Below are 22,127 nucleotides of genomic sequence, written 5' to 3' on the forward strand. Positions count from 1 at the left end.
ACCGAGCGGACTGGAACAGCGGCGCCACAGAGCGAGTCTCGAAAAAAGGACGTTGCACCGGGCGTGGAGACTTTGCGGTGCTCTCCTGAACAGTCGTAACGTGAGGGGCAACGTCCTTAACTCCACGCCCGGAACCCGCGTTTCTCCTGCTCACTCTGCGAAGCAGCTCTCCGAGTCCGCTCGAATTGAATCGTTTGCAGAAACGATTCTATCGGAGTCCGTATCAGATCAGGCGCCGCCCCCTTTACACAGCCAAAGGCCCGGTGCTACATTCCGCAAGCCCTGAGGCGTCAGGGGCTGTGGCGCAGTTGGGAGCGCGTCTGAATGGCATTCAGAAGGTCAGGGGTTCGAATCCCCTCAGCTCCACCAGAACCAGACCGAGCCCGGAGGAACAATCCTCCGGGTTTCTCTGTAATTGGGCGGCGTGGCTTTCACCTGCCCCCGGCCCTTGTGGTCCGGGCGGCGCAGGCCCTGGCCGTGGGCACTGCCTAAAGACCCGGGCAAGCGCAGCTTCAGGGGTCTGCAACGTTCATTCATCTGGCAGCGCTGCCTGGGCCGCCAGACTGACGTCATGACCCGACTTCGTACGTCCGTTCTGCTGGCCGGCGCGCTGCTGGTGGCGGCCCCTGCCCAGCAGGCGCAGGCCACCGTGGCCGAAAAGGCCAAGTTTGTCTTTCATCTGGGCGCGGCCTACTACGCGTTCAACACCTGGGTCTGGAAACCCTACCGCCAGTACAAGTTTCAGGTGGGTGCTCCCGGCCAGCGGGCCAACATCGTCAAGGCGGGGCTGGCGCTGGGCTTCGCGGCCTATCAGGTCAATGCCGCGATCAAGATGACGCGCAACACGCAAGACCCCTTCCTGCAGAAGATTGGCTCGCTGCTGCCAGGCTTCGGGAAGTCGTTGGGTGTGGTCGGCAGCGATCTGCAACGCGGCCGCTTCAACGAGGCCGGGATTCATGACCTCAACCGCCGTATGAACACGCTGCTGAATACGGCGCAGGATCAGGGCCAGCCCATCCGGCCGGTGGCTGTGCCCATTCCGGGCCTGTAAAACCATCTGATACGAATTCCGTCCATTTGCGTCATATCCGGGAAGAAGGGGGACGTTTCTCCAATTCTCGGCCATCCGTCTCTTTTCCTGCTCCGCACCGCTGCGAGTTCGTCCGGTCAGAACAATTCCGTCATGTAGTACGGAGTTGTTCGGAACTCGTCTGAAGGGTCACGTTTCAGCCCGCCCTCTGGCAGACTGAAACGCGGCCCTTCACACTGCGGGGCATGACCCAGCAGGCTTCTTGCACCGTCACGGACCCGGCCACCGCCCGCACCTTGAGGCAGCACCACGCGTTCCTGGGGCTGTTTGTGCAGCCGCAATCGCCCAGCGAACTGGCACCGCGCCTGGGGATGGCGGCCAACCTTGTGCACCACCATGCCCGGCGGCTGGCTGACTGTGGGCTGCTGTTCCAGCAGCGGCGCGGGGGCGGCCGGGTGTACTTTCAGCTGACGGCGCGGGAGTTCCGGGTGCCCAGCTGGCTCCTGCCCCCAGAAGACCCCCAGGGCAACGGCACGGCCGACCTGCGCGAACTGAGTGAGGGCTTTCTGGGCGCCTACAGCCGGTCGTGGGCCACCCTGCATGCCGGTGAAGAGGACGTGTACGGTTTTGGGGACGCCACACACCCGGCCCCACGCATGACCCCGCCCGATGCACCCAGCCCCGAGGGCCACCCCGCGCACCTGGACCGCCTGACAGTGCACCTGACACCTGAACGGTACCGGCGCCTGGCCCGGGCCCTGAGCGCCCTGCTGGAAGAAGCGCAGGCCGAGGGCCACAGTGAGGGCGGGGCGCCCTGCACGCTGGCCGTGCTGACCTTCCACGCCGGGGACAAGCCTGGCCGCAGCCTGTCGCGCTCCACCAACAGCTTTCTGGGGGCAGACCAGTAATACGGACTGCCGTCCATTTCCGTACCATCCGGGAAGAAGGGGGATGTTCCCCGCCTTCGGCGCTGTTCCAGCCCAATGCCCGGAAATCCGCATTTGTTCCCTCTCCCTCCGGTCGAAAAAATTCCGGAACACATTCCGGAATTTTTCGGAAGCCGTATAAGGACAAGGCAAGAAGCAGGGGGCACGCCAGTCAACGGCGTGCCCCCTGTCCGTGGCCTCTGTTGCTTACGCGGTGACCAGCTGTTCCCAGCCGAACACAGCGCGGTCATCCACGGCCAGGGTTTCGTTGCCGGCCTTGATGGTGGCGGCCAGCGCCTTGGTCTCGGGGAACAGCTTGGCGAAGTAGAACCTGGCGGTCTGCGCCTTGGCCAGATAGAAGCCGTCCCTGTCCTGCCCGGCGTCCATCTTGTCGTGGGCAATTTTCGCCATGCGGGCCCACAGGTAGCCGTACACCACGTGCCCGAAGAAGCGCAGGTAGTCCACCGCCGCCGCGTTCACCTCGTCGGCGCCGCCCTCGCCCATGGCTTTCTGGCCAATCACCATGGTCAGGCTGCCCAGTTGCTGCGCGGCCTTGCCCAGCTGGTTCACGTAGTCGCCGATGTGCTCGTCGCCCTCGTGTTCCTCGGCGAAGGCCTGCAGGGTGCCGGCCAGCTTCTGCAGGCGTCGGCCCCCGTCCATCAGGATCTTGCGGCCCAGCAGGTCCAGCGCCTGAATGCCGTTGGTGCCCTCATAGATCTGACCAATGCGGGCGTCACGGACAAACTGCTCCATCCCCCATTCCTGGATGTAGCCGTGACCGCCGAAGACCTGCTGGCTCTGCACGGCGATGTTAAAGCCGTTGTCGGTCATGAAGGCCTTGGCAATGGGGGTCAGCAGCGCCACCAGATCGGCGGCTTCCTTGCGCCGGGCCTCGTCGGGGTGGTGGTGCTCGGTGTCCAGGCTCAGGGCCAGCCACATGGCCATGGCGCGCCCGGCCTCGCTGTAGGCCTTGCCGGTCAGCAGCATGCGGCGCACGTCGGGGTGCACGATGATGGGGTCTGCCTGCTCGGCGGGGTTCACGCGGGGCTCGTGGCGCATCTGGGTGCGGTCCTTGGCGTAGGCCAGCGCGTTCTGATAGGCCACCTCGCCCAGGCCCAGGCCCTGAAGGCCCGTGCCCAGCCGGGCCGCGTTCATCATGATGAACATGTGGTTCATGCCCTTGTTCACCTCGCCAACGAGCCAGCCCTGGGCGCCGTCGAAGTTCAGGACAGCGGTGGCGTTGCCGTTAATGCCCATCTTGTGCTCAATAGAGCCGCAGACCACGCCGTTGCGCTCGCCCACGCCGCCCTGGGCCGTGGGCAGGAACTTGGGCACCAGAAACAGCGAGATGCCCTTGGTCCCCTCGGGGCTGCCGTCCAGGCGGGCCAGCACAAGGTGCACGATGTTCTCGGCCATATCGTGCTCGCCGGCCGAGATAAAGATCTTGGTGCCGGTGATGGCGTAGGTGCCGTCGCCGTTCTCGCTGGCCTTGGTGCGGATCATGCCCAGGTCGGTGCCGGCGTGGGGCTCGGTCAGGCACATGGTGCCGGTCCACTCGCCCGAAACGATCTTGGGCAGATAGAGGGTTTTCAGCTCGTCGCTGCCCACCGCATGCAGAGCTGCGTAGGCCCCGTGCGACAGCCCAGGGTACATGGCCCAGGCCACGTTGGCGCTGTTCATCATCTCCACCAGTACGTTGCTGATCAGGTGGGGCATGCCCTGGCCGCCGTAGGTGGGATCGGCGTCCAGTGCGGACCAGCCGGCCTGGGTGTACTTCTGGTAGGCCGCTTTAAAGCCGGTGGGGGTGGTCACGTCGCCGTTGTCGTGGCGGGTGCAGCCCTCCTGGTCGCCCACGCGGTTCAGGGGCACCAGTTCGCCTTCCACGAACCGGGCGGCCTCGTCCAGCACCTGGCTCAGCAGCTCGGCGTCGGCGGTGTCGTTCTGGGTGTAATAGGGCATCTGGGCCAGTTCGCTGGGGGCGTCCAGCAGCTCGTTCATCAGGAACTTGATATCGCGCAGCGGGGCTTTGTACGTGGGCATAGTCGGTGTCCTCCGTGTGTGGGGTTTCGCCCCTGGGGGACGCCACCCGGCACTGTTAGTTGAACCGAGTATAAAACGATTCGGGGCGAATGTCATGTGAGGTGGCACACGGGTCGGGCCCGGTTGGCAACCGGCGCGTCTGGGGCGGAACCGGGGGAACGCGGCATTTTCGGGTATTGTGAAGAATCATGAACTATCCAAGCCTGGTCTGGCACCTCAAGAGAACGGAGCTGTTCGCCGACCTTGAACTTGCCGAACTGGAGCGTGTGGCGGCCAGCACCCCCTACCGGTCCTACGGGCCCGGGGAAGTGATCTACCGCATGGACGACCCGGCCGACGCGCTGTATTTCGTGCGCAGCGGCCTGGTGAAAATCAGCAAGCTGTTTCCCAACGGCAAGGAAGCGATTCTGGGCGTCATTGGCCAGCACGACACCTTTGGCGAACTGCTGCTGCAACCAGAAGAGCGCCGCCCCACCCAGGCCGAGGCGCTGGAACGCACCACCCTGATCGTGTTGCCGCGCAGCGAACTGCAAAAACTCCTGAGCAGTAAGCCTGATCTGGCCATGAAGCTGATTCGCCTGATGGCCGCCCGTCTCTTCGAGGCCCAGGCGTGGAGCGCCACGGTCAGCGCCTACAGCGCCCCTGAACGGGTGGCCAGCCTGCTCTACCGCCTGGCGCGGGAATTTGGCCGTCCCCACAGCCAGGGCGTGGAACTGAACCTGAAACTGAACCAGGAAGACATTGCCCGCATGGTGGGTGCCACCCGCGAAACAGTCAGCCACTCGCTGGGGAAACTCAAGCAGGACGGCGCCATTGTGCGCGCCCGCACGCCCATTATCGTGCGCATGGACGCGCTGAAACGGTATATCGAGCAGGGGGGGTAGGGGGCGCGGGGCGCCAGTCCAAGGGTCAAAGAGGCTCAGGGGCTCAGGGGAACGCAGGTTAAGGGGGCGAGCACCACATGTCTCGCCCCCTTGGTGCCCAGACCGACTGCTCGACCCACCCTGTCCGCTGCCTTCAAGTTGGTTCACCTCTGTTCCCGGCGCCCCCTACACTCCTCCCATGCCCACCATTCGTCCGGCCATGCCTGAGGACGCTGCTGCCATCGCTGCCCTTCATGTGGACAGCTGGCGGGAAACCTACGCGGGCCTCATGCCCGACGACTTTCTGGCGCGCATGACCGATGAGGCGCAGCGGGCGCGGCGCGCGGCCTTCTGGGCACAGAACATTGCGGCGGGCACCGACGTGGTGCTGGTGGCCGAGGAGGGCGGCGCGGTGATCGCCTTCGCCTCGGGTGGGGCCGCCCGCGACCATGCCGGCTACGACGCCGAACTGCTGACCCTGTACAGCCGCCGCGCCGCCCAGGGCCGGGGCACCGGACGGGCCCTGCTGCGCGCCGTGGCCGGGCAGCTGCAGGCACGCGGCGCCCGGAATCTGGCCCTGTGGGTGCTGGACGTGAACCCCACCCGGGCGTGGTACGCCCGCCAGGGCGCGGCCGAGGCGGGCGAAAAGGTGGAGCCGATTCCGGGCGGCCAGCTGCGCGAGGTGCGCATGGTGTGGCCAGAGATCGGGACGGTGGGTGCTGGCGGCCCAGAGCCGATGCCCCCCTCCCCTAGCGCCGCAGCTTGCGCGCCGCCTCATCGGGCGTGATCTCGCCCCGTTCCAGGCTGGCCAGCACCTCCGCCTGGGGGTCGGCCTGCTCCGGCTCGTAGCCGATGGCGCGCAGCAGGGTGTCGAAGCGGGCGCGCACCGTGGGGTAACTCAGGCCCAGCACCCGCTCCACCTCCTTCAGGTTGCCGCGCACCCGGATATACAGACGCAGGAACTCCAGGTTTTCCGGGGTCAGCACGGCAAATTCATTCAGTTCAAAGACCCCGCGCACCGTCACGCCGCTGGTGGGGAAGCGCAGTTCGGTGACCAGGGGCGACTCGGTTTCATCGGGAAAGGGCAGGGGCAGGGGACGCATGGGGTTCATGGTTGATGGTTCCTGGGTGATGGTCAAGCGAGGGGCGGTGATGGCAGATGGTTGATGGAAAAAGACCTGCTTCTCCATCAACCATCAACTTTCAACCCTCTACTTCAGTGCAATGTGGACTTCGTTCCCGTGCTGGTCCTCGGCGTCAATGAGGGGGCCGGGGGCGGGGTTGGCCTCAATCAGGAGTTGCAGGGTCTCCAGGGTAAAGCCGGCGCTTTCCAGGGCCGCGCGGCCGTGGGGCGGAATCAGTTTGTCAAGGTGGGCGGCCAGACTGACCGGGATATTGGCGCTGAATTCGTCGCCGTGCTGGGATTCCACCTGAATGCGCAGCACCCGGGGCGAGCGGCTGGGCCCGTGGCGGTCCTCGTGGTGCATGTGGCGCTCGAACTGCGACATCTCGCGCTCGACCTGGGACGTGATGTTTTCAACCATGGCGTCTATTCCTCCCGTCAGGCGGTCCACGAAATGCTCTACCCGGGGCCCGGAGCGGCCCCCCACCACCACGCGCGGGCCGCTGGGCGGGCGGGGCGGCTGGGGCGCAGAGGGTGCGCTGGGGGCGGCGTCACGCACCCCGCGCAGCAGCATCAGGTGTTCGGCCACCTGGGCGCTGTCCAGTTCCTCGCGGGCCAGCAGGGCACTCAGCAGTTCGCGGTCACTGTCGGTCAGGGCCAGCTTGGGGCTCAGGGCGGCCAGCAGGGGCGCGGCGTCGTCCAGGGTCAGTTTGCCGGCGCGAATCAGGTCCAGAATGCGTTTGATCTTCTCTCTCATGGCCGCTCTCCCCAGGGGCAGCGCGCGGGGGCGCTGCGCAGCGTGGCTGCCAGATACAGGTCCAGCCGGGCCTCGTACTCGGCGCGCAGTTCGGCGCGCTGGCGCTGGCGGGCCAGCTGGTCCTCGGCCGTGGGCGGGCGCACCAGCTGGGCCCAGATACGGCGCAGCCACGCCCCGGCGTCCAGGCGCACCGGCTGCCACGCCGGGTGCAGCGGTTGGGCAGGAAGTTTCATCACTGGGTCACCACCTTCAGACTGCCAGCGGCCACCTTGCCGCTGAGCGAGGCCGCGCCGCTGCCCAGCTGGCCCTGGTGGCGGGTGTTCAGGAAGCCGCCCTGGCGCTGGGTGGGAAAGTCGGCGCGGAAATTGCCCACGGTCACGCTGGCGTCCAGGCGCACGCTGCTGCCTTCCTGCAGGCGCAGGGTGGCGTTGCCGGCGTTGACCTCCACGCGGTGGTCGCCGCCCGTCAGCACGCCGGCCCACTTCAGGTTGCCGCCGTTCACGCTGGCATTCAGGGTGCGCGCGCCCCGGAGCGAGAGGTTGCCCCCGTTCACCCGCAGGTGCGTGGGGCCGCCCAGCTCGGCGGCGGTCAGGTTGCCGCCGTTCACCTCGGCGTGCAGGCTGGCGGCGCGGCCCATGCGCACGTTGCCGCCGTTCACTTCAGCGCGCATCTCGCCGGCCATGTCGGGCAGGGTCAGGTTGCCGCCGTTGACCTCAGCCCTCACGTGGCCAGGGGTAAAGGGCAGGGTCAGGATGGCCTTGAGGCTGCCGGTGCCGGTCTGCTGGTGCGAACCGGGCACGCGCGCCACCCGCCAGCCCTGCGCGGTGTGCTCCAGGGTCAGGCGGCCTTCCTCATTGGCGCTCAGGTGCGGCGCCGACAGAGACGGGTCCTGCACCACGGTCAGGCTGTAGCCCTTGACCAGCAGGTGCAGCGCGTGCTCGGCCTGGGGCGGGGCCAGCGCGGGCCCGGCGTCGGTCACGTGGGGCTGCGGCGCGGCGGTGGGCGCCACATCTTCAAGCAGGCTCCGGGCCTCCTCGGCGGTGAGTTTGCCTTCGGCCACCAGACGCTGAACGTGCGAACGGAAGTCGTCCTGCGGATGCTGTTCATTCATGCTCGTCTCCTTTGCAGATATAGAAACATGAATCTTCCGGATTGTCAATTCCGACTTTCTATTTGATGAAGAGGCGGATGTGAGTGAAGGGTGAATGCCCGGTCCGCAGGTCTGGAAAGCGTTCTACAAATGCTTGACCAGGGCGGCAAGAGGTACGCCCGGTCACCAGGAAAACCTGTGTGGCACCCTCTTCAGCTGCATTGGGCTGACAAGGGCAGCCAGTCCCTGACCTCCCCTGATTAAATTTGCCCTGTCAGCACACTGGCAAACCCAACCTCTTTAAAGTGAAACCTGGGCTTGCCAGCGCACGGCAGGCCCTGCGCCCCCTATGCTCTGAACCATGACCCTGCCCGACCTCACCCCCGCCCAGCGCACCGAAATTGAACTGCTGGCCCGGGGCAAACAGGACAAGAGCCGCACCTTGCGCGAGCTGAAGCTGCCTGAAACCCCGCAGGCGGCCCACGCCCTGCTGCTGCGCGCCGGGCTCTGGCCTGAAGCCCGCACGCCCTACGCCGACCGGCTGGGGGCGGCCCTGCAGCCGGTCACGCTGGCCGTTCCTGCCTTTCCCGAGGAACCCCGGCTGGACCTGACCGGGCTGCAGAGCTACGCCATTGACGACGAGGGCAACCGCGACCCCGACGACGCCGTGGGCCTGGAGCCGCTGCCTGACGGCCGCACGCGCCTGTGGGTGCATGTGGCCGATGTGGCGGCGCTGATTCCGCCGGACAGCCCCCTGGACCTGGAAGCGCGCGCCCGGGGCGCCACGCTGTACCTGCCGGACCAGACGGTGGGCATGGTGCCGGACGCCCTGGTGGCGCAGGCGGGGCTGGGGCTGCACTCCACCACACCCGCCCTGAGTTTCAGCCTGGACCTGGACTCCGACGGCAACGCCGACGCCGTGGACGTGGCCCTGACCACCGTGCGCGTGACCCGACTGACCTATACCCAGGCGCAGGCGGCGCTGGACGCCGGAGAAGCGCCCTTCGTGGCCCTGGCCGGGCTGGCGGCCCAGAGCCGGGCGCTGCGCGAGGCTGAGGGCGCGCTGACCATAGACCTGCCCGAGGTGCGCGTGAAGGCCGATGAGGCGGGCGCCGTGGTCACCCCGCTGCCCAAGCCGGACATGCGGGCGGTGGTGCAGGAGTGCATGACCCTGGCGGGCTGGGCGGCGGCCATCTACGCCGACGACCACGAGCTGGCGCTGCCCTTTGCCACCCAGGACCCCCCACACCGCGAGGTGCGCGGCGAGACCCTGACGGCCCACTGGGCGCGGCGCAAGACCCTGGCCCGCACCCGCTTTCAGCCGGCACCCGGCCCCCACGCGGGCATGGGGCTGGACCTGTACGCCCAGGCGACCAGCCCCATGCGCCGCTATCTGGACCTCGTGGTCCACCAGCAGCTGCGTGCTCACCTGACCGGCGCCGAGCCCCTGAGCGGCAAGGCGGTGGCCGCCCGCGTGGCGCAGGCCCAGATGAACGCCGACGCCACCCGGCAGGCCGAGCGCCTGAGCCGCAAGCACCACACCCTGCGCTTCGTGGCCGCCCAGCCGGAGCGGGTGTGGCCGGCCGTGGTGGTGGAGCGGCGCGGCCCGCAGGCCACCCTGCTGATTCCCGAACTGGCCTTTGACGTGGCCCTGAGCAGCGCCGTGCCCGCCGGACAGGCGGTGCAGGTGCAGCTGACCGATGTGAACCTGCCCGAGCTGACGGTGCGGGCGCGCGTGGTGGGCTAAGGATCTCGCCCCTCCCATTGCAACGGTTCCATTCCCGGTGCCAGGCACTGTGTTCGCTTCTCTATGTGCGGCGCCGCTGTCCCAGCCCGCTCGGTTGATCGGGGGCCTGGCAGCGAGCGACTGAAGCGCAGCGGAAGCCCCTGCCTGTGGGGGACCCCTCTGCGCCGCCCTTTCAGCCGCCCAGAGCCAGGCCGCGTTCCAGGACAGATGCCCCGGTTCTGCGGAAAATCGTACGTTCTCATTTCGGCTATAACGGAAAAACAGCGTGAGGGACGCACAATCTGCTCTGGCAAACCTGATTCATCTTGCATTCATGCAGCCCCCCCTGTGGCTACACTGCCGGATATGTCCGCAGCGAGCACCGTCCAGAGCGACATCGTGTCCCTCCGCATGAGCCACTGCCGTGCCGAGCACGCCGCCGGCTCTGCCCAGTACCACCTCGCTGTGCTGCACTACCGCACCTGCCTGGAAGCCGCCGAGCGCCGCGAGGACTGCCGCGCCGTGGAGTTCTTTGCCCTGAAGCTGGCTGGCTGCTACGAGCGCATGGGCCTGACCCAGAAGGCCGCCAGCTTCCGTGCGCTGGCCGGCAGCGGCGAGGGCCCGCTCATCGGGTGAGCGCGGCGCCTGAGCTGCTGGCGCTGCTGCAGGAAGCCGGCGCCCTGCGCCCTGGCTCCACCCGGTTTCGCAGCGGCCTGCGGAGCGACGGCTGGATTGAAAAGGGCGAGGTCATGCGCGACCCGGCGCGGCTGGACCGTGTGGCGGCGTGGCAGGCGCAGGCGATTGCCACGCAGTTTCCCGGGACCACGCTGCTGGTGGGGGCCCCGGCCTGCGGCGCCGTGCTGACCGCCTTCGTGGCCCGGCACCTGGGGCTGCCGGTGGCCTTTGTGACCCTGGAGCCGGCACCCGCGTGGCACCGCATGCATGTACCGGGCCCCCAGCACCGCGCCGTGTACGTGGATGACCTGATCTGCACCGGCGAGGGGGCCCGCACGGCCGCTGCGTTCCTGCGGGCGCAGGGGCTCACGGTACTGGGGGTGAGTGCGTGGATCAGCCGTACGGCCCTGGCCGGCGAGCGGCTGCACACCCTGGCCCCGCCGCCGTTTCAGACCTGGACCCCCCACGAGGCCGCGCCCGCCGGACCGCCGCTGCACGTAGGCGTGCGGGAGTAAATCACCCGGCCGTCAGGTCCGGGCGGCACAGTGGGGACCATGCGCGCCCTGCTTGCCGCCCTGCTGCTCTTTGCCCCGGCCCACGCGGCCACCCTGGACCTGCGCCCCGGTCAGAGCGCAGACCTGGGCGCGGCCACCGTGACCCTGCTGCGGGTGCAGGACAGCCGCTGCCCCATGAACGCCCGCTGCGTTCAGGCCGGGGAGTTGCGGGCCCAGGTGCTGCTGACCCAGGGCGGGCGCATCCGCTTGCTCGCGCTGACCTTTCCGGCGCCCCAGGCGGCGCCGAACATCCTGCACATCCGCGCCGCGACCGAACGCGTGGCCGGTGCCCCGCGCGCGCCCCTGGTCGTGACCTTCAGCGACGGGCGCTGAGGCCCAGCCCACTTCCCACAATCCCCAACCTGCTCTAGCCTGCCCCCATGTCTGACCTCTCCCCTGCCCAGGACCCCACCCCGCGCGAGCTGGGGTTTGCCATGCCCCCCGAATGGGCGCCCCACGCCGCCACCTGGCTGAGCTGGCCCGCCCATGACGAGCTGTGGTTCGGGCACCTGAACGCCGTGCGCGGCGAATTTGCCGAGCTGGTGCGCACGATTGCGCGCTTTGAAAGCGTGCAGCTGCTGGTGCGCGACGAGGAGAGCGAACACGACGCCCGCGCCCGGTTGCAAGGGGCCGACGTAACCTTTCACCGCGTGCCGCTGGACGACGTGTGGGTGCGCGACAACGGGCCCATCTTTGTGAAACGCGGTGAGGACGTGGCCCTGACCGACTGGACCTTCAATGCCTGGGGCGGCAAGTTCGAGTGGGCGAACGATGACCGCGTGCCGCAGTACGTGGCCGGGCACCTGGGCACGCACCGCTGGGCGCTGCCGCTGGTACTGGAAGGCGGCGGCCTGGAGGTCAACGGCGCCGGGGTGGGCCTGACCACGCGGTCGTGCTTCCTGACCGACACCCGCAACCCCGGCCTGACCGAAGAAGGGTACGCCCTGCTGCTCAGCGACATGCTGGGCGTGAACAAGCTGCTGTGGCTGGACGGCGGCCTGGAAAACGACCATACCGACGGCCACATTGACACCATCACCCGCTTTACCGATGAGCGCACCATTGTGACCAGCGTGGAGGCCAACCCCGAAGACCCCAATCACGCGGTCATGGCGAAGAATCTGGCCGACCTGCGCGCCATGACTGACCTCAGCGGGCAGCCGTTCCGGATCGTGGAGCTGCCGCTCCCAGCCCAGCGCCTGGAGGGCGCCGAGGGCCGCCTGCCACCCACCTACGCCAACTTCTACATTGGCAACGGCTTCGTGGTGGTGCCCCAGTACGGCGATCCCCACGACGCCCGCGCGCTGGAGGTGCTGAGCGCCCTGTTCCCGGAGCGCGAGGTGATCGGCCTGAGCAGCCGCGCGATTATTGAGGGCGGCGGCTCTTTTCACTGCGTGACCCAGCAGCAGCCCACCGGCCAGCCGTGGCGGCCGGAATGATTGACCTGGGCGGGGGCCACCACGCCCGCCCCATCACGCTGGCCGAGTACCGCGCGGCCTGCACCGCGCTGGAGGACCAGATTTTCGGCGGCAACTCGCTGTACGCCTTTGGGCCGCCGGTGCGCTCCGCCCCGCCGCTGGGCGAGTCGTGGAACTGGGGGGTGTACTGCGGCGACCAGCTGATCGGGTGGCACCACGCCCACGCGCGCGACGAACGCACCGTGTACATGGCGGACACCGGGCTACTGCCCGCGCACCAGGGGCAGGGGCTGTACACCCGGCTGCTGCCGCACCTGCTCTCGGCCTTCCAGGCAGCGGGGTTCACACTGGTGCAAAGCCACCACCGCGCCACGAACAACGCCGTGCTGGTGCCCAAACTGCACGCCGGGTTCTTTCTGCAGGGCCTGAATGCCTACGAGGGCGGCCTGAATGCAGCCCTGACCCTTTCGCTGGACGACACCTACCGGGAGGCCATGCACGTGCGCAGCGGCTTCCGGGCCGCGCGGGGCGAGGCGGCGCGCCGCCTGGGACTGCCCAGCGTGCCCGCAGAGGCTGCACGCGCGGTTCCGGCGCGGCCCCTGCCACCAGAAGCCGGGCCCGGCACCGACCTGGGCGGCGGCTACACGCTGCACCGCGTCTCGCCGGAGATCTACCAGGAGGTGTACGGCCAGCTGGAAGCGGCTGCATACAGCACCGTGTCCTTCGACTGGGCCGGGGCGCCCGAGGGGGCGCCGCCACGCGGGCCGCTATGGGCGTGGCTGATCGCCCACGGCGGCCACGTGGCCGGGTGGCAGAGCAGCCGCGCCTGGGACGCCCGCACCGCCTACATGGTGAACACCGCCCTGCTGCCCGCCCACCGGGGCCGGGGCGTGTACCGCCGCCTGCTGCCGCACGTCATGGCGGCCCTGCACGGCGAAGGCTACCCCCTGATTCGCAGCCACCATCACCTCACCAACAACGCGGTGCTGGTGCCCAAGCTGCGCGCGGGCTTCCGGATTCAGGGCCTGCAGGCCGATGACCACGGCCTCCTGGCAGTCCTGATCCACAGCGCCGACGAGGTGTACCGCGCCTACATGGACGTGCGCAGCGGCCTAAGCCAACCCAGCGGCGAGGTCGCGCGGCGGCTGGGGCTGCCGCTGGACTAAGGGCGTTGCACCTCACGTTACGACTTTGCAGGAGAGCACCGCAAAGTCTCCACTCCCGGTGCAACGTCCTTTTTTCGATACTCGCTCTGCGGCGCAGCTGTTCCAGCCCGCTCGGTTGATCTAAAGATCAACAGCGAGCTACTTAGCGGGGCCTACGGCAGTGGGCGGAACTCGAACACGTGCCCTTCGGGGTCACGCGCGGCCAGCCGCTCGCCCTGGGCCACGCAGGGCAGGCCCTCGGCGCGCACGCGGGCGGCCACTGCCGCCACATCGGCGTAGAAGGTGACGTGGGCGTGGTCGCCGCCCAGCATGTCGGCCAGGCCCACCTGGGGGTCCCAGGCGTACAGCCAGCGCCGGGGCGTGCCGTTGCCGTCGGGCTCGGGCGCGGGGCCCAGGGTGAACTGGGCGAAATCGCGGTCCGGCTGCTCCTTGGCCAGCGCGAGGCCGTAGGCGCGCGGCAGGCGGGCTGTCATGGCCCCGTAGTCGCCAAAGGCCAGCGCCACCTCGCGCAGGCCCAGCACCGGCAGGGCGTGGGGCTGGGCCTGCAGGGGTTCTTCAGGCACCGGCAGTGCAGGCTGGCGCGGGTCGGCGCGGTTCACGGCGCGCAGTTCCAGGCCGTGCCCGAAGGGGTCAAAGAAGTACAGCGTGGGGTCGGGGGCTTCTGGGGTGCCTAGGTTGATCTCCTGCCAGGGCAGGCCGTGGGCCGTAAGCAGGTCGCGGCAGCGCGGCAGGTCCTCGGGGCGAATCTGAAAGGCGTAATGCACATGGCTGCCGCCGCGTGCCCGCAGCGGGGCCAGCCAGGGCTCGTTCGCCTGACGGGTGACCGGGCGCCACAGGGTCAGCGTCTGCGCCGGGTTCACCCCCAGCTGCGCCACCTGCCGCGTCTCGTCCAGGTGCAGCAGCGGCAGACCCAGCACCTGCCCGTAAAAGCGCACCCCTCGCCCCAGGTGGTTGACTTCCAGCGTCAGCCCCGCCAGATCCAGAATGGGCGAGGAATGGGTGGAGGCGTCCGGCAGGCTCAGCGTCATGCGCCGAGGCTAGGCGGTGGGGGGCACGTGGGGATGGGAAGGCGGTTCAGGGGGCGTTGGGGAAGGGGCTATGGGCTTTGGGCCATGAGCTATGAGGTCAGGCGCCAGAGGCTCCCGCTCTTTTCCTCATGGCCCCCTCAGGGCTTCACGCCCCCCTTGCGCGGCGGGCGGTTCTTCGCACGCTTGACTGTGCCGATTTCCGCCTCGCTGGTCAGCACCGTGCGGTACAGGGTCCACCATTCGCGGGCGGTCGCGGGGTCGCGGGTAAGGGTTTCAAAGCGGTAGTAGGCGGCCTCGCCAGTGGGCAGAACAAACGTGGGGGTGCCGAAGACGCCCAGTTCGCGCGCGGCGTCCAGGTCGGCGCGCAGCTCGGCGCGGCGGGCCTGGTCGTCGGCCAGGGCGCGCTCGAAGGCGGCCAGGTCCACCCCAGCGGTCTCGGCGGTGGCCATGAGGGTGGCCGTGTCCAGCAGCTGCTTGTCTTCATGGACTGCGCGGAAGAGGGCCAGGGCAAAGGCCCAGTGCGCGGCCTCGCCCTGCCCGGCTGCCGCGTGCGAGGCCACAAAGGCGCGCAGGCTGCCCTGCTGGTGGGCCGGGCCCTCGGCACCGGACTGATCGGTCAGGCGCCAGGTCAGCGTCTGGGCGTTGTCCGGGTGGTTGCCCTCCGCCAGCGAGTAGTGGCGCAGCCGAAAGCCCTCGCCCCCGGCGCGCAGCGTGGCGGCCAGCTCGACGCCGCGCCACGCGTAGGGGCACAGGAAATCAAAGTAGAGGTCGGTCATGGGGGCACGGTAACACTCTGGGCACGGCAGCACTCTGGGCGCGGTCCTCCGCTGGGCCCAGTGCCCCTGGATCTAGGGCACCACCCGGATCGTCAGGTGCAGCACCCGGGGCGGAAACACCGCCTGGGCCGCGGCGTCCAGCGGCTCCGGGGAGGCCCAGGTCAGCCGCAGCGTTTCGGTGGTGGCGGCGCCCGGCACCGCGCGCAGCACGAACGCGCCGTCCACCTGCGACAGGGCGTGGCCGTGGTCGCCCCGGGGCACACGCGCAGCGGCGATCAGGCGCAGGGCGCTGGCCTCACCGGGCCGGGGGCTCAGGGCCGCCTGCCAGCGCCGGAGATCGTTCAGGGTGTCTTCCCAGAACGGCAGCCGCAGCACTTCGCCGGGGCGCAGGGTCACGCTCTGCTGGTCCGGCGCGAAGGGCAGCGGCACAGGCAGCGTTCGGAGGGCCGTCACCGGGCGGCTGGGCTCTGTGGTGAGCCCGGTGGCCCGCTCCGCCCCGCCCGCCTGAGCCGTGTCTGTCCACCCCCCGATCAGCAGGGTCGGCAGGAGCAGCGCGAACAGGGTGGACCGGAAGGGGCGAACTGGGGTCATGCGGCTCCTGTGGGGCGGGTTGGGGGCAAAGGGACCATGCAGGCGGGACACCGGGACCACCGGCGCGCCGCTCATCACAGAGGCAATGGCCAATCGGGGGCCAGCATAGCCCAGTGGCGCACCATCCTGGGCCGCCCTTTCCGGTAGCGTGGGGCGCATGAGCACCCCGGAGACCGTGAAACTCGCCGCCGTGCAGATGCACGTCACCGACCAGCTGGACGACAACGTGGCCCGTGCCGAGGCCCATGTGCGCGAGGCCGCCCGGCAGGGCGCCCAGGTGATCCTGCTGCCCGAGCTGTTCGAGAACCTGTATTTCTGCCAGGTGGAGCGCGAAGACTACTTTGCCCTGGCCCACCCGCAGGAGGGGCACCCCTTTATTGGCCGCTTTCAGAACCTTGCGCGGGAACTGGGCGTGGTGCTGCCGCTGTCCTACTTCGAGCGGGCGGGGCAGGCACATTACAACAGCCTCGTGTGCATTGACGCCGACGGCGAGGTGCTGGGCAACTACCGCAAAACGCACATTCCCGACGGCCCCGGCTACGAGGAGAAGTATTACTTCAACCCCGGCGACACCGGCTTCCGGGTGTGGGCCACCCGCTACGGGCGCGTGGGCGTGGGCATCTGCTGGGACCAGTGGTACCCCGAAACCGCCCGGGTGATGATGCTGCAGGGCGCCGACTTCCTGCTGTACCCCACTGCTATTGGCACCGAACCCGCCGAGGTGGAAACGCCCAACAGCCATCACATGTGGCAGCGCGCCATGGTGGGGCACGCGGTGAGCAACTCCAGCTATGTGGGCGCCGCCAACCGCATTGGCACCGAAACAGTGGGCGGCCTGACCCAGACCTACTACGGGCACTCGTTTATCTCGGACTACACGGGCGAGCTGGTGGCCGAGTTTGGTGAAACTGAAGAAGGGCCGCTGCTGCATACCCTGAACCTGCTGGAGGCCCGCAAGTTCCGCGCGGGCATGGGCTTTTTCCGGGACCGCCGCCCGGAGCTGTACAGCGCGCTGCTCACCACCGATGGGGTGACGCGCCGGGGCTAGGCGGGCCTTGTATCCGGGCCCCTGGCGGCGCACGCTGGGGCCATGACCGCTCTCCCATCTCCCACCCCGCAGGAATCGGTTGCGGCCCTGTGGCACCCGGATACCATTCCCAACCCCTACCCTGCCTATGAACAGGTGCGGGCGCTGGGGCCGGGCGGGGTGCTGCGCCTGAAACAGGCGGGCTGGGAGGGCCTGTTCATCACCAGCCACCCGGTCGCCAGCGCGGTGCTGCGCTTCCCCGGAGCGCTCAGTGGGGGCGGCCTGGAGGGTGCCGCCGGCCTTTCAGACGGCCTGCACCTCTTGCAGCACATGATGCTGTTTCATGGCGGCGCCTCGCACGCGCGGCTGCGCGGTCTGGTGGCGGCGGCCTTCACCCCGCGCGTGATAGAAGAGCAGCGCGAACTCGTGCGCGCCCTGATTGCTGGCCTGCTGGCCGAGCTGCGCGCCCAGGGCCCGGGGGCCGATCTGGTCTCGGGGCTGGCCAATCCCCTGCCCGCGCGGGTGATCATGGGCATGCTGGGCCTGTCCGGCGAGGACGAGGCCCGCTTTGTGCGCTGGTCGGCCTCGGTGGCTGATCTGCTGGGCAGCGCGGGACAGAGCCCCGACCTGATGGCCCGCATAGACGCCGACGCCCGCGAAATGCGCGCCTACTTCCGCGACCTGGCCGGCGAACTGCGCGCCCGCCCGCAGCCGGGGCTGCTGTCGGCCATGGCGGCGGTGGAGGATGGTGGCGAGCGCCTCAGCGGCGACGAACTGCTGTCCAACGCCGTGCTGCTGCTCACGGCGGGGCACGAAACCACCAGCAACCTGATTCCCGGCGGCCTGCTGGAACTCTCGCGCCAGCCCGGGGCCTGGGCTGCCCTGACCGAACAGCCCCGTCACCCCAACGTGGCTGATGAGCTGCTGCGGATGGTTTCGCCGGTACAGATGGACGGCCGCCTGCTGGGCGCGCCGCTGACGGTGGGGGAACACACGCTGCCGGCGGGCCTGTTTGCCCAGCTGCTGCTGGGCGCCGCCAACCGCGACCCCGGTGTCTTCCCCGAGCCGGGCCGCATGGACTGGAACCGCCCCAACAGCGCCCGGCACCTTGCCTTTGCGGCGGGGCCGCATTACTGCCTGGGCGCCAGCCTCGCCCGGCTGGAAATTGCCGAGGTCTTTGCTGCCCTGGCCGAACAGTTTCCGCGCCTGCGGGTGGAATCACAGCCGCCTTTCAAGCCCAACCCGGGCCTGCGCGGCCCTGCCCGGCTGCAGGTGTGGCTGGACGGATAGGCGCAGCGCCAGGCCGTCCGGGCCCCCACACAAAGACAGGGGGCCAGGCTGGACAAGCCTGCCCCCGTCCTTACTTCCGCACCAGCTTCACGTCGAAGCGGCGGCCGGATTTCTTCACGTCCAGCGTGAGCTGCCGCGTGCCGGACACGAAGGTGCCGCTGGCCTGCTGTTCGCCGTACTGCGCCCGCACCGGCTGGTAGCCCGCCGCGCGCAGGCGGTCGGCGTACGCCACGTACACCTCGCTCAGGCGGGCGTCCTTCTCAAAGCGCACCTGGGTCTGCCGGGCCGCCGGGTCCAGGGCCGGCAGGGCGCCCAGGGTGCGGCGGCCCACCTGATACTGCGCCACGTCGCTGGTCCAGCCGGGTACCGGGGTCACCACGATGCTCAGGGCCTGGGCCAGCCCCTGGGTGCCGGTGACCTTCAGGGGCACCGCGCCGCCCTGCGTGTCTTTGACCTGCGCGATCTGCTCCAGGCCCAGCGGTGTGGGGCTGGCCACCGCCAGCACCCGGTTCAGGCCCTGCGGCAGCGACAGCAGAAAGGTGGATGCCTGTCCCTTACGGGGAAAGACGCGGGTGGTGTTGGCCTTGACAAAGTTGCCCCTGGCCTGCAACCCGCTCTCGGCCAGCAGGTTGACCCGGCCCTGGGGGTCCACGTTGAACAGGTACACGTAGGCGTCCTGGTTGACACGGGTGTAGAACTCCAGGTGATCGCCGGGCCGGTAGTCCGGCGTGCCGTTGCCGGAAGGATCACGGTTGGTGCGCACATTCACCTTCAGGGCACCGGGGACCGGATTGACGATGATGCTCTGGGCGCCCAGTTGTGGGGCCGCCGTGGCCGTGCCCAGCTGGGTCATCAGCAGCAGCGAAATGGAAGTTGCGAACAGTTTCATGAGCGCCAGCCTGCGGGCGCCGCTTGACGCCAATCTGACTGGCGGTTCAGCTGGCCTGAAGGTCCGGGCGTGAAGCCGACACCTCGGTTGGGTTCCGGGCCGCTGATGCCACAGACGGAAGCTGTGCTTCCCCTGCCCACTCTCCTGCGAAGCTCTGCGAGTCTGCTGCGCCGCTGTGCCAGTCCGCCCGGATCGAATCGCTGACAACAGCGATGGGGTCGGAACTCGTCTCATGCGGACTGCCGTCCATTTCCGTCACATCCGGGAAAGAGCCGGATGTTCCCCGCCTTCGGCGCTGTTCCAGCCCAATTTCCGGAAATCCGCATTTGTTCCTTCTCTGCTCCGCAGCTCTTCGAGTCCCTCTGGTCGGAAAAATTCCGTAACGTGTTACGGAATTTTTCGGAATCCGTCTCATGCGGACTGCCATCCATTTCCGGGACATCCAGAAAAGAACTGGATGTTTCTCCACTTCCCGGACATCCGCACTCTTTCCTGCTCTGCGGCGCAGCTCTGCGAATCCCTCCGGTCGGAAACATTCCGTCATGGGTGACGGAATGTTTCGGAATTCGTACTACAGCCCGCCCCGGGGGTTGATGTCCACCCGCACCCGCGCCTTCCAGGTGCGTGAATCCAGCACGCGCAGCAGCTCGCCCAGCCGCGCCTCGTTGCGGGCGCGCAGAAACAGGTGGTAGGGGTAGACCCCGCGCAGCCGCGCCACCGGACTGGGCGCCGGGCCCAGCACCTCCTGGGCAGTGGCCCCGGCGCCGTGCAGGGCCGCCGCGAGGTCCTGGGCAGCGGCCTGGGCCCTGGCGGCTTCGCGCGCGCTCACCTCGATCTGGGCCAGCCGGGCGTGCGGCGGGTAGCCCAGCGCGGCGCGGGCGCGCTCCTCGGCGGCCGGGTAGGCCAGCACCCCCTGGCCCTCCAGGAGCACCTTCAGGGCCGGGTGCTCGGCCTGGAAGGTCTGCACCACCAGCATGGGCGCGCGGGTGGGGTGCCACTCGGCCAGCTGGCGCAGCAGGCGGTGGTAGCGCTCGCTGGCCCGGAAATCCGACACATTCAGCCACGTGTCGGCCAGCGTGACCCCAATCAGGGCCAGATTGGGGGGCGGCTCGTGCGAGAGCAGCAGCTGCGTGCCCACCACCACGCCGCTCTCGCCGTTCATCAGGGGCCAGAGGTCGTCCTGCTGATCCTTGTCGTAGCGGTAGACAGGCAGGCCGGGCAGCAGCCGGGTCACCTCCTGGGCAATCCATTCGGTGCCGGGGCCACGCGCCTGCCACATGCGCTCGCCGCAGTCGTCGCAGCGCTCCGGGGGCGGCTGGTGGTAGCCGCACTGGTGGCAGGTGAGTTGCCGGGTCTGCTGGTGAAAGCGCAGCGGCACGTCGCAGTGGCGGCACTGCGGCACATGTTCGCAGCCCGGGCAGCGCAGCAGGGCGCTGTAGCCGCGCCGGGGGGCCAGCAGCGCCGCCTGCCGCCCCCGTTCCTGCACCTGCCGCAGCACCCGGGCCAGGTCGTGGCTGAGGGGATAGCCCAGGCCGCCCACCTTCAGGTGCACCCCCGAGAGCGGGCCCAGTTCAGGCTGTTCGGGCGGGTTGGCGTAGTCCACCACATGCACGCGCATGCGCGGGGGGGGCAGCACCGCGCCGGGGTGCGGCACGCTCTCGGCGGCGGGCGCCGAGCCCACGTAGGCCAGCTGCGCGCCGTGGGCGGCGGCCACCCGGGCAGCCAGGTCCGGCACAAAGGCGCGGCTGCCACTGAGCAGCTTGTGGGCGTCGCTGGCCTCTTCCAGCACCAGCAGCAGGCCCAACGCCGGCAGCGGCGCACTCAGGGCGTGGGCGCTGCCGATCACCAGACGGACCTCGCCGGCCTGAATCAGGGCCCAGGTGTGCTCGCGCTGCGCGGCCGACAGGCTCCCGGTGGCCTGCACGGCCCGGGTGCCCGCGTGGGCCGCCAACCCCGACAGCCCCTCCCAGGCGCGGCGCAGCGTGGCGTGGTCCGGGGCCAGCACCAGCACCCCGCGCCCCTGCGCAAGCAGCTCCAACACCCGGGGTGCCAGCGCCGCGAAGCGTGACCCCGGGCGGCCCCCGTGCAGGCGCCACACCGGCGCCTGGGGCAGGCGGTCCGGCAGGTCACGGGGCGGCGCGGCCAGGGGCAGGGCCTCCGGGAGGGCCGGGGGCGGGGCCGGGACTTCCAGGGTGTCGGCCCAGCCGCGCAGGGCCAGGGTGCCGGCCTGGGTGGGGCTGAGGGGCACGCCGTCGGCGCTGGCGCCATTGGCCCACGCGGCGTAGGAATCCACGGGCCCCTGTGCCCGCAGCCAGGTCCACGCTGCTGGGGGCGGGGCCTCGGCGCGCACGTAGGCCCCCCCCCCCGCATTCAGGGCCGCCGTGACCACGCTGGGGCTCAGGCCAGCGCCCCGGGCCCAGGCGCTCAGGGTGTCGGTGGGCCCCTGCCCGCGCAGCCACGCGCACGCCTGGGCCTGCTTGGGGGTCAGCCCCGGGGGCGGGGGGTCTATGGCCTGCAGCCGCGTGACCAGCCGCGCCGCTGGCGGCACGTCGGCCAGAGCGCGGGCCTGGACCACCGTTTTGGTGCGCGGCTGGGGCGTGAAGCGTTCTTCCAGCAGCCCCTGCTCGCGAATGGCGTCCAGCAGTGCGGGCGGAAAATGCCCGGCGTCGGTCCAGCGCACGCCCGGCACCTTGCGGGCAAAGGGGCTCAGGTCGGCGTCGTCCACCGCGCGCACCAGATGAACGTACGCGGCCGCCCAGCCCACCCCCAGCAGGTCGCCCCAGATCAGGCCTGCCGGCAGCCGGGCGTCGCGGCCCCACTCGCCAATGCCCTGCACGGTGGCGGGCGGTACCCAGGGGCGCCCCGGGTCGTCTAGCACCTGCACCACCTCGCGCAGGCGGTGGGCGCTCCGGCCGTCCCCGGTACCCACCACCAGCCCCACCACCAGTTCGCCGCGCCAGGGCACCAGCACCCGGCAGCCCAGCGGGGCCGGGCCCTGGGCACCGTGTGGAGGCGCAAAATCGCAGGCCACCACCGGCAGGTTCACGGCCACCAGCCACGAACCAGGAGGGGGAGCAGCGGCCGGCGTCACACCCACAAAGCTAGCGTGCCGGGAAAAGCAGCGCGGTGAGCCGGGCCCTTGACGGCGGGGAGGGGAC

The 22,127-nt window shown here is 69.5% G+C and carries 22 protein-coding genes and 1 tRNA gene; 13 read left to right on the forward strand and 10 right to left on the reverse strand.

The annotated features are described in order from the left end of the window. Window positions 1–293 precede the first annotated feature (293 nt). From C8263_RS06185 to C8263_RS06195, 3 genes are all read left to right on the forward strand, one after another. A tRNA-Ala gene (locus tag C8263_RS06185) sits at window positions 294–369 on the forward strand. A gap of 202 nt (window positions 370–571) precedes the next feature. Continuing rightward, complete coding sequence (locus C8263_RS06190; RefSeq protein ID WP_107137238.1) at window positions 572–1,051, forward strand: hypothetical protein; 480 nt, start codon at window positions 572–574, stop codon at window positions 1,049–1,051. Between the two features lie 224 nt (window positions 1,052–1,275). Then, on the forward strand, window positions 1,276–1,938 hold the full coding sequence (locus C8263_RS06195; protein WP_107137239.1) for a winged helix-turn-helix domain-containing protein: 663 nt from the start codon (window positions 1,276–1,278) through the stop codon (window positions 1,936–1,938). Between the two features lie 225 nt (window positions 1,939–2,163). On the opposite strand, the gene C8263_RS06200 is transcribed toward C8263_RS06195, so the two are convergent. Then, window positions 2,164–3,996: an acyl-CoA dehydrogenase C-terminal domain-containing protein gene (locus C8263_RS06200; RefSeq protein WP_107137240.1), complete on the reverse strand. Its 1,833-nt coding sequence runs from the start codon at window positions 3,994–3,996 to the stop codon at window positions 2,164–2,166. A gap of 188 nt (window positions 3,997–4,184) precedes the next feature. Between C8263_RS06200 and C8263_RS06205 the strand changes: the two genes are divergently transcribed. Next, the gene (locus C8263_RS06205) at window positions 4,185–4,880 is read left to right on the forward strand and encodes a Crp/Fnr family transcriptional regulator (protein WP_107137241.1); all 696 of its coding nucleotides are present in this window, start codon (window positions 4,185–4,187) and stop codon (window positions 4,878–4,880) included. A 178-nt stretch (window positions 4,881–5,058) separates the two neighbouring features. Continuing rightward, on the forward strand, window positions 5,059–5,646 hold the full coding sequence (locus tag C8263_RS06210; protein WP_107137242.1) for a GNAT family N-acetyltransferase: 588 nt from the start codon (window positions 5,059–5,061) through the stop codon (window positions 5,644–5,646). Here C8263_RS06210 and C8263_RS06215 read toward each other — a convergent pair. The 4 genes from C8263_RS06215 to C8263_RS06230 all read right to left on the reverse strand — a co-directional run bounded on the left by C8263_RS06215 (window position 5,609) and on the right by C8263_RS06230 (window position 7,850). Then, the gene (locus C8263_RS06215; RefSeq protein ID WP_225476314.1) at window positions 5,609–5,962 is read right to left on the reverse strand and encodes a DUF2089 domain-containing protein; all 354 of its coding nucleotides are present in this window, start codon (window positions 5,960–5,962) and stop codon (window positions 5,609–5,611) included. The genes C8263_RS06210 and C8263_RS06215 overlap by 38 nt on opposite strands. Window positions 5,963–6,070: 108 nt before the next feature. After that, complete coding sequence (locus C8263_RS06220; protein WP_107137243.1) at window positions 6,071–6,739, reverse strand: SHOCT-like domain-containing protein; 669 nt, start codon at window positions 6,737–6,739, stop codon at window positions 6,071–6,073. Next, window positions 6,736–6,972, reverse strand: a complete 237-nt coding sequence (locus tag C8263_RS06225) for a hypothetical protein (RefSeq protein ID WP_107137244.1) — start codon at window positions 6,970–6,972, stop codon at window positions 6,736–6,738. Before C8263_RS06225 ends, C8263_RS06220 begins: the two co-directional genes overlap by 4 nt. Then, entirely contained in the window at window positions 6,972–7,850 is an 879-nt protein-coding gene (locus C8263_RS06230; RefSeq protein WP_107137245.1) for a hypothetical protein, read from the reverse strand. The genes C8263_RS06225 and C8263_RS06230 overlap by 1 nt, the downstream gene beginning before the upstream one ends. A 340-nt stretch (window positions 7,851–8,190) precedes the next feature. Here C8263_RS06230 and C8263_RS06235 point away from each other — a divergent pair, with 340 nt between their 5' ends. The 6 genes from C8263_RS06235 to C8263_RS06260 all read left to right on the forward strand — a co-directional run bounded on the left by C8263_RS06235 (window position 8,191) and on the right by C8263_RS06260 (window position 13,368). After that, window positions 8,191–9,576 (forward strand): ribonuclease catalytic domain-containing protein, encoded by a 1,386-nt coding sequence (locus tag C8263_RS06235; protein WP_107137246.1) that lies wholly within the window; start codon window positions 8,191–8,193, stop codon window positions 9,574–9,576. Between the two features lie 345 nt (window positions 9,577–9,921). Further along, the gene (locus C8263_RS06240) at window positions 9,922–10,191 is read left to right on the forward strand and encodes a hypothetical protein (protein ID WP_107137247.1); all 270 of its coding nucleotides are present in this window, start codon (window positions 9,922–9,924) and stop codon (window positions 10,189–10,191) included. Further along, window positions 10,188–10,745 (forward strand): orotate phosphoribosyltransferase, encoded by a 558-nt coding sequence (locus tag C8263_RS06245; protein ID WP_233218674.1) that lies wholly within the window; start codon window positions 10,188–10,190, stop codon window positions 10,743–10,745. Before C8263_RS06240 ends, C8263_RS06245 begins: the two co-directional genes overlap by 4 nt. Before the next feature lie 39 nt (window positions 10,746–10,784). Further along, window positions 10,785–11,117: a hypothetical protein gene (locus C8263_RS06250; RefSeq protein WP_107137248.1), complete on the forward strand. Its 333-nt coding sequence runs from the start codon at window positions 10,785–10,787 to the stop codon at window positions 11,115–11,117. Window positions 11,118–11,164: 47 nt separating this feature from the next. Further along, window positions 11,165–12,223 carry an agmatine deiminase family protein gene (locus C8263_RS06255; RefSeq protein ID WP_199188327.1) on the forward strand — a complete coding sequence of 353 codons (1,059 nt, stop codon included), beginning with the start codon at window positions 11,165–11,167 and terminating at the stop codon, window positions 12,221–12,223. Next, a complete protein-coding gene (locus C8263_RS06260) occupies window positions 12,220–13,368 on the forward strand; it encodes a GNAT family N-acetyltransferase (RefSeq protein WP_233218675.1) in 1,149 nt (382 codons plus the stop codon). The genes C8263_RS06255 and C8263_RS06260 overlap by 4 nt, the downstream gene beginning before the upstream one ends. A 152-nt stretch (window positions 13,369–13,520) precedes the next feature. Here C8263_RS06260 and C8263_RS06265 read toward each other — a convergent pair whose 3' ends face one another. The 3 genes from C8263_RS06265 to C8263_RS06275 form a co-directional block, all read right to left on the reverse strand. Next, window positions 13,521–14,396 (reverse strand): VOC family protein, encoded by an 876-nt coding sequence (locus C8263_RS06265; protein ID WP_107137250.1) that lies wholly within the window; start codon window positions 14,394–14,396, stop codon window positions 13,521–13,523. 137 nt (window positions 14,397–14,533) lie between these two features. Further along, window positions 14,534–15,172 (reverse strand): DsbA family oxidoreductase, encoded by a 639-nt coding sequence (locus C8263_RS06270; protein ID WP_107137251.1) that lies wholly within the window; start codon window positions 15,170–15,172, stop codon window positions 14,534–14,536. A gap of 72 nt (window positions 15,173–15,244) precedes the next feature. Next, window positions 15,245–15,763 carry a hypothetical protein gene (locus C8263_RS06275; RefSeq protein WP_146160609.1) on the reverse strand — a complete coding sequence of 173 codons (519 nt, stop codon included), beginning with the start codon at window positions 15,761–15,763 and terminating at the stop codon, window positions 15,245–15,247. Window positions 15,764–15,920: 157 nt separating this feature from the next. Between C8263_RS06275 and aguB the strand changes: the two genes are divergently transcribed. Next, window positions 15,921–16,811 carry an N-carbamoylputrescine amidase gene (aguB, locus tag C8263_RS06280; RefSeq protein ID WP_107137253.1) on the forward strand — a complete coding sequence of 297 codons (891 nt, stop codon included), beginning with the start codon at window positions 15,921–15,923 and terminating at the stop codon, window positions 16,809–16,811. A 42-nt stretch (window positions 16,812–16,853) separates the two neighbouring features. Then, window positions 16,854–18,080: a cytochrome P450 gene (locus tag C8263_RS06285; RefSeq protein ID WP_107137254.1), complete on the forward strand. Its 1,227-nt coding sequence runs from the start codon at window positions 16,854–16,856 to the stop codon at window positions 18,078–18,080. A 70-nt stretch (window positions 18,081–18,150) separates the two neighbouring features. Here the strand turns inward: C8263_RS06285 and C8263_RS06290 are convergent, their stop codons facing one another. Both C8263_RS06290 and priA read right to left on the reverse strand, forming a co-directional pair. Then, window positions 18,151–18,969 carry a DUF4384 domain-containing protein gene (locus tag C8263_RS06290; protein WP_146160610.1) on the reverse strand — a complete coding sequence of 273 codons (819 nt, stop codon included), beginning with the start codon at window positions 18,967–18,969 and terminating at the stop codon, window positions 18,151–18,153. A 571-nt stretch (window positions 18,970–19,540) separates the two neighbouring features. Then, window positions 19,541–22,060 carry a replication restart helicase PriA gene (gene priA / locus C8263_RS06295; protein WP_107137317.1) on the reverse strand — a complete coding sequence of 840 codons (2,520 nt, stop codon included), beginning with the start codon at window positions 22,058–22,060 and terminating at the stop codon, window positions 19,541–19,543. Window positions 22,061–22,127 lie beyond the last annotated feature (67 nt).

It is taken from the genome of Deinococcus arcticus, from assembly GCF_003028415.1.
In the GTDB taxonomy this organism is placed as follows: domain Bacteria; phylum Deinococcota; class Deinococci; order Deinococcales; family Deinococcaceae; genus Deinococcus; species Deinococcus arcticus.

What these genes read in the sequence shown, in the direction of transcription:
- C8263_RS06255 (WP_199188327.1), top strand. Translation starts at nt 11,165, where the DNA reads ATGTCTGACCTCTCCCCTGCCCAGGACCCCACCCCGCGCGAGCTGGGG.
- C8263_RS06195 (WP_107137239.1), top strand. Translation starts at nt 1,276, where the DNA reads ATGACCCAGCAGGCTTCTTGCACCGTCACGGACCCGGCCACCGCCCGC.
- C8263_RS06220 (WP_107137243.1), bottom strand. Translation starts at nt 6,739, where the DNA reads ATGAGAGAGAAGATCAAACGCATTCTGGACCTGATTCGCGCCGGCAAA.
- C8263_RS06225 (WP_107137244.1), bottom strand. Translation starts at nt 6,972, where the DNA reads ATGAAACTTCCTGCCCAACCGCTGCACCCGGCGTGGCAGCCGGTGCGC.
- C8263_RS06250 (WP_107137248.1), top strand. Translation starts at nt 10,785, where the DNA reads ATGCGCGCCCTGCTTGCCGCCCTGCTGCTCTTTGCCCCGGCCCACGCG.
- C8263_RS06260 (WP_233218675.1), top strand. Translation starts at nt 12,220, where the DNA reads ATGATTGACCTGGGCGGGGGCCACCACGCCCGCCCCATCACGCTGGCC.
- C8263_RS06270 (WP_107137251.1), bottom strand. Translation starts at nt 15,172, where the DNA reads ATGACCGACCTCTACTTTGATTTCCTGTGCCCCTACGCGTGGCGCGGC.
- C8263_RS06285 (WP_107137254.1), top strand. Translation starts at nt 16,854, where the DNA reads ATGACCGCTCTCCCATCTCCCACCCCGCAGGAATCGGTTGCGGCCCTG.
- C8263_RS06275 (WP_146160609.1), bottom strand. Translation starts at nt 15,763, where the DNA reads ATGACCCCAGTTCGCCCCTTCCGGTCCACCCTGTTCGCGCTGCTCCTG.
- C8263_RS06265 (WP_107137250.1), bottom strand. Translation starts at nt 14,396, where the DNA reads ATGACGCTGAGCCTGCCGGACGCCTCCACCCATTCCTCGCCCATTCTG.
- aguB (WP_107137253.1), top strand. Translation starts at nt 15,921, where the DNA reads ATGAGCACCCCGGAGACCGTGAAACTCGCCGCCGTGCAGATGCACGTC.
- C8263_RS06205 (WP_107137241.1), top strand. Translation starts at nt 4,185, where the DNA reads ATGAACTATCCAAGCCTGGTCTGGCACCTCAAGAGAACGGAGCTGTTC.
- C8263_RS06190 (WP_107137238.1), top strand. Translation starts at nt 572, where the DNA reads ATGACCCGACTTCGTACGTCCGTTCTGCTGGCCGGCGCGCTGCTGGTG.
- C8263_RS06210 (WP_107137242.1), top strand. Translation starts at nt 5,059, where the DNA reads ATGCCCACCATTCGTCCGGCCATGCCTGAGGACGCTGCTGCCATCGCT.
- C8263_RS06215 (WP_225476314.1), bottom strand. Translation starts at nt 5,962, where the DNA reads ATGCGTCCCCTGCCCCTGCCCTTTCCCGATGAAACCGAGTCGCCCCTG.
- C8263_RS06200 (WP_107137240.1), bottom strand. Translation starts at nt 3,996, where the DNA reads ATGCCCACGTACAAAGCCCCGCTGCGCGATATCAAGTTCCTGATGAAC.
- C8263_RS06290 (WP_146160610.1), bottom strand. Translation starts at nt 18,969, where the DNA reads ATGAAACTGTTCGCAACTTCCATTTCGCTGCTGCTGATGACCCAGCTG.
- C8263_RS06240 (WP_107137247.1), top strand. Translation starts at nt 9,922, where the DNA reads ATGTCCGCAGCGAGCACCGTCCAGAGCGACATCGTGTCCCTCCGCATG.
- C8263_RS06230 (WP_107137245.1), bottom strand. Translation starts at nt 7,850, where the DNA reads ATGAATGAACAGCATCCGCAGGACGACTTCCGTTCGCACGTTCAGCGT.
- C8263_RS06235 (WP_107137246.1), top strand. Translation starts at nt 8,191, where the DNA reads ATGACCCTGCCCGACCTCACCCCCGCCCAGCGCACCGAAATTGAACTG.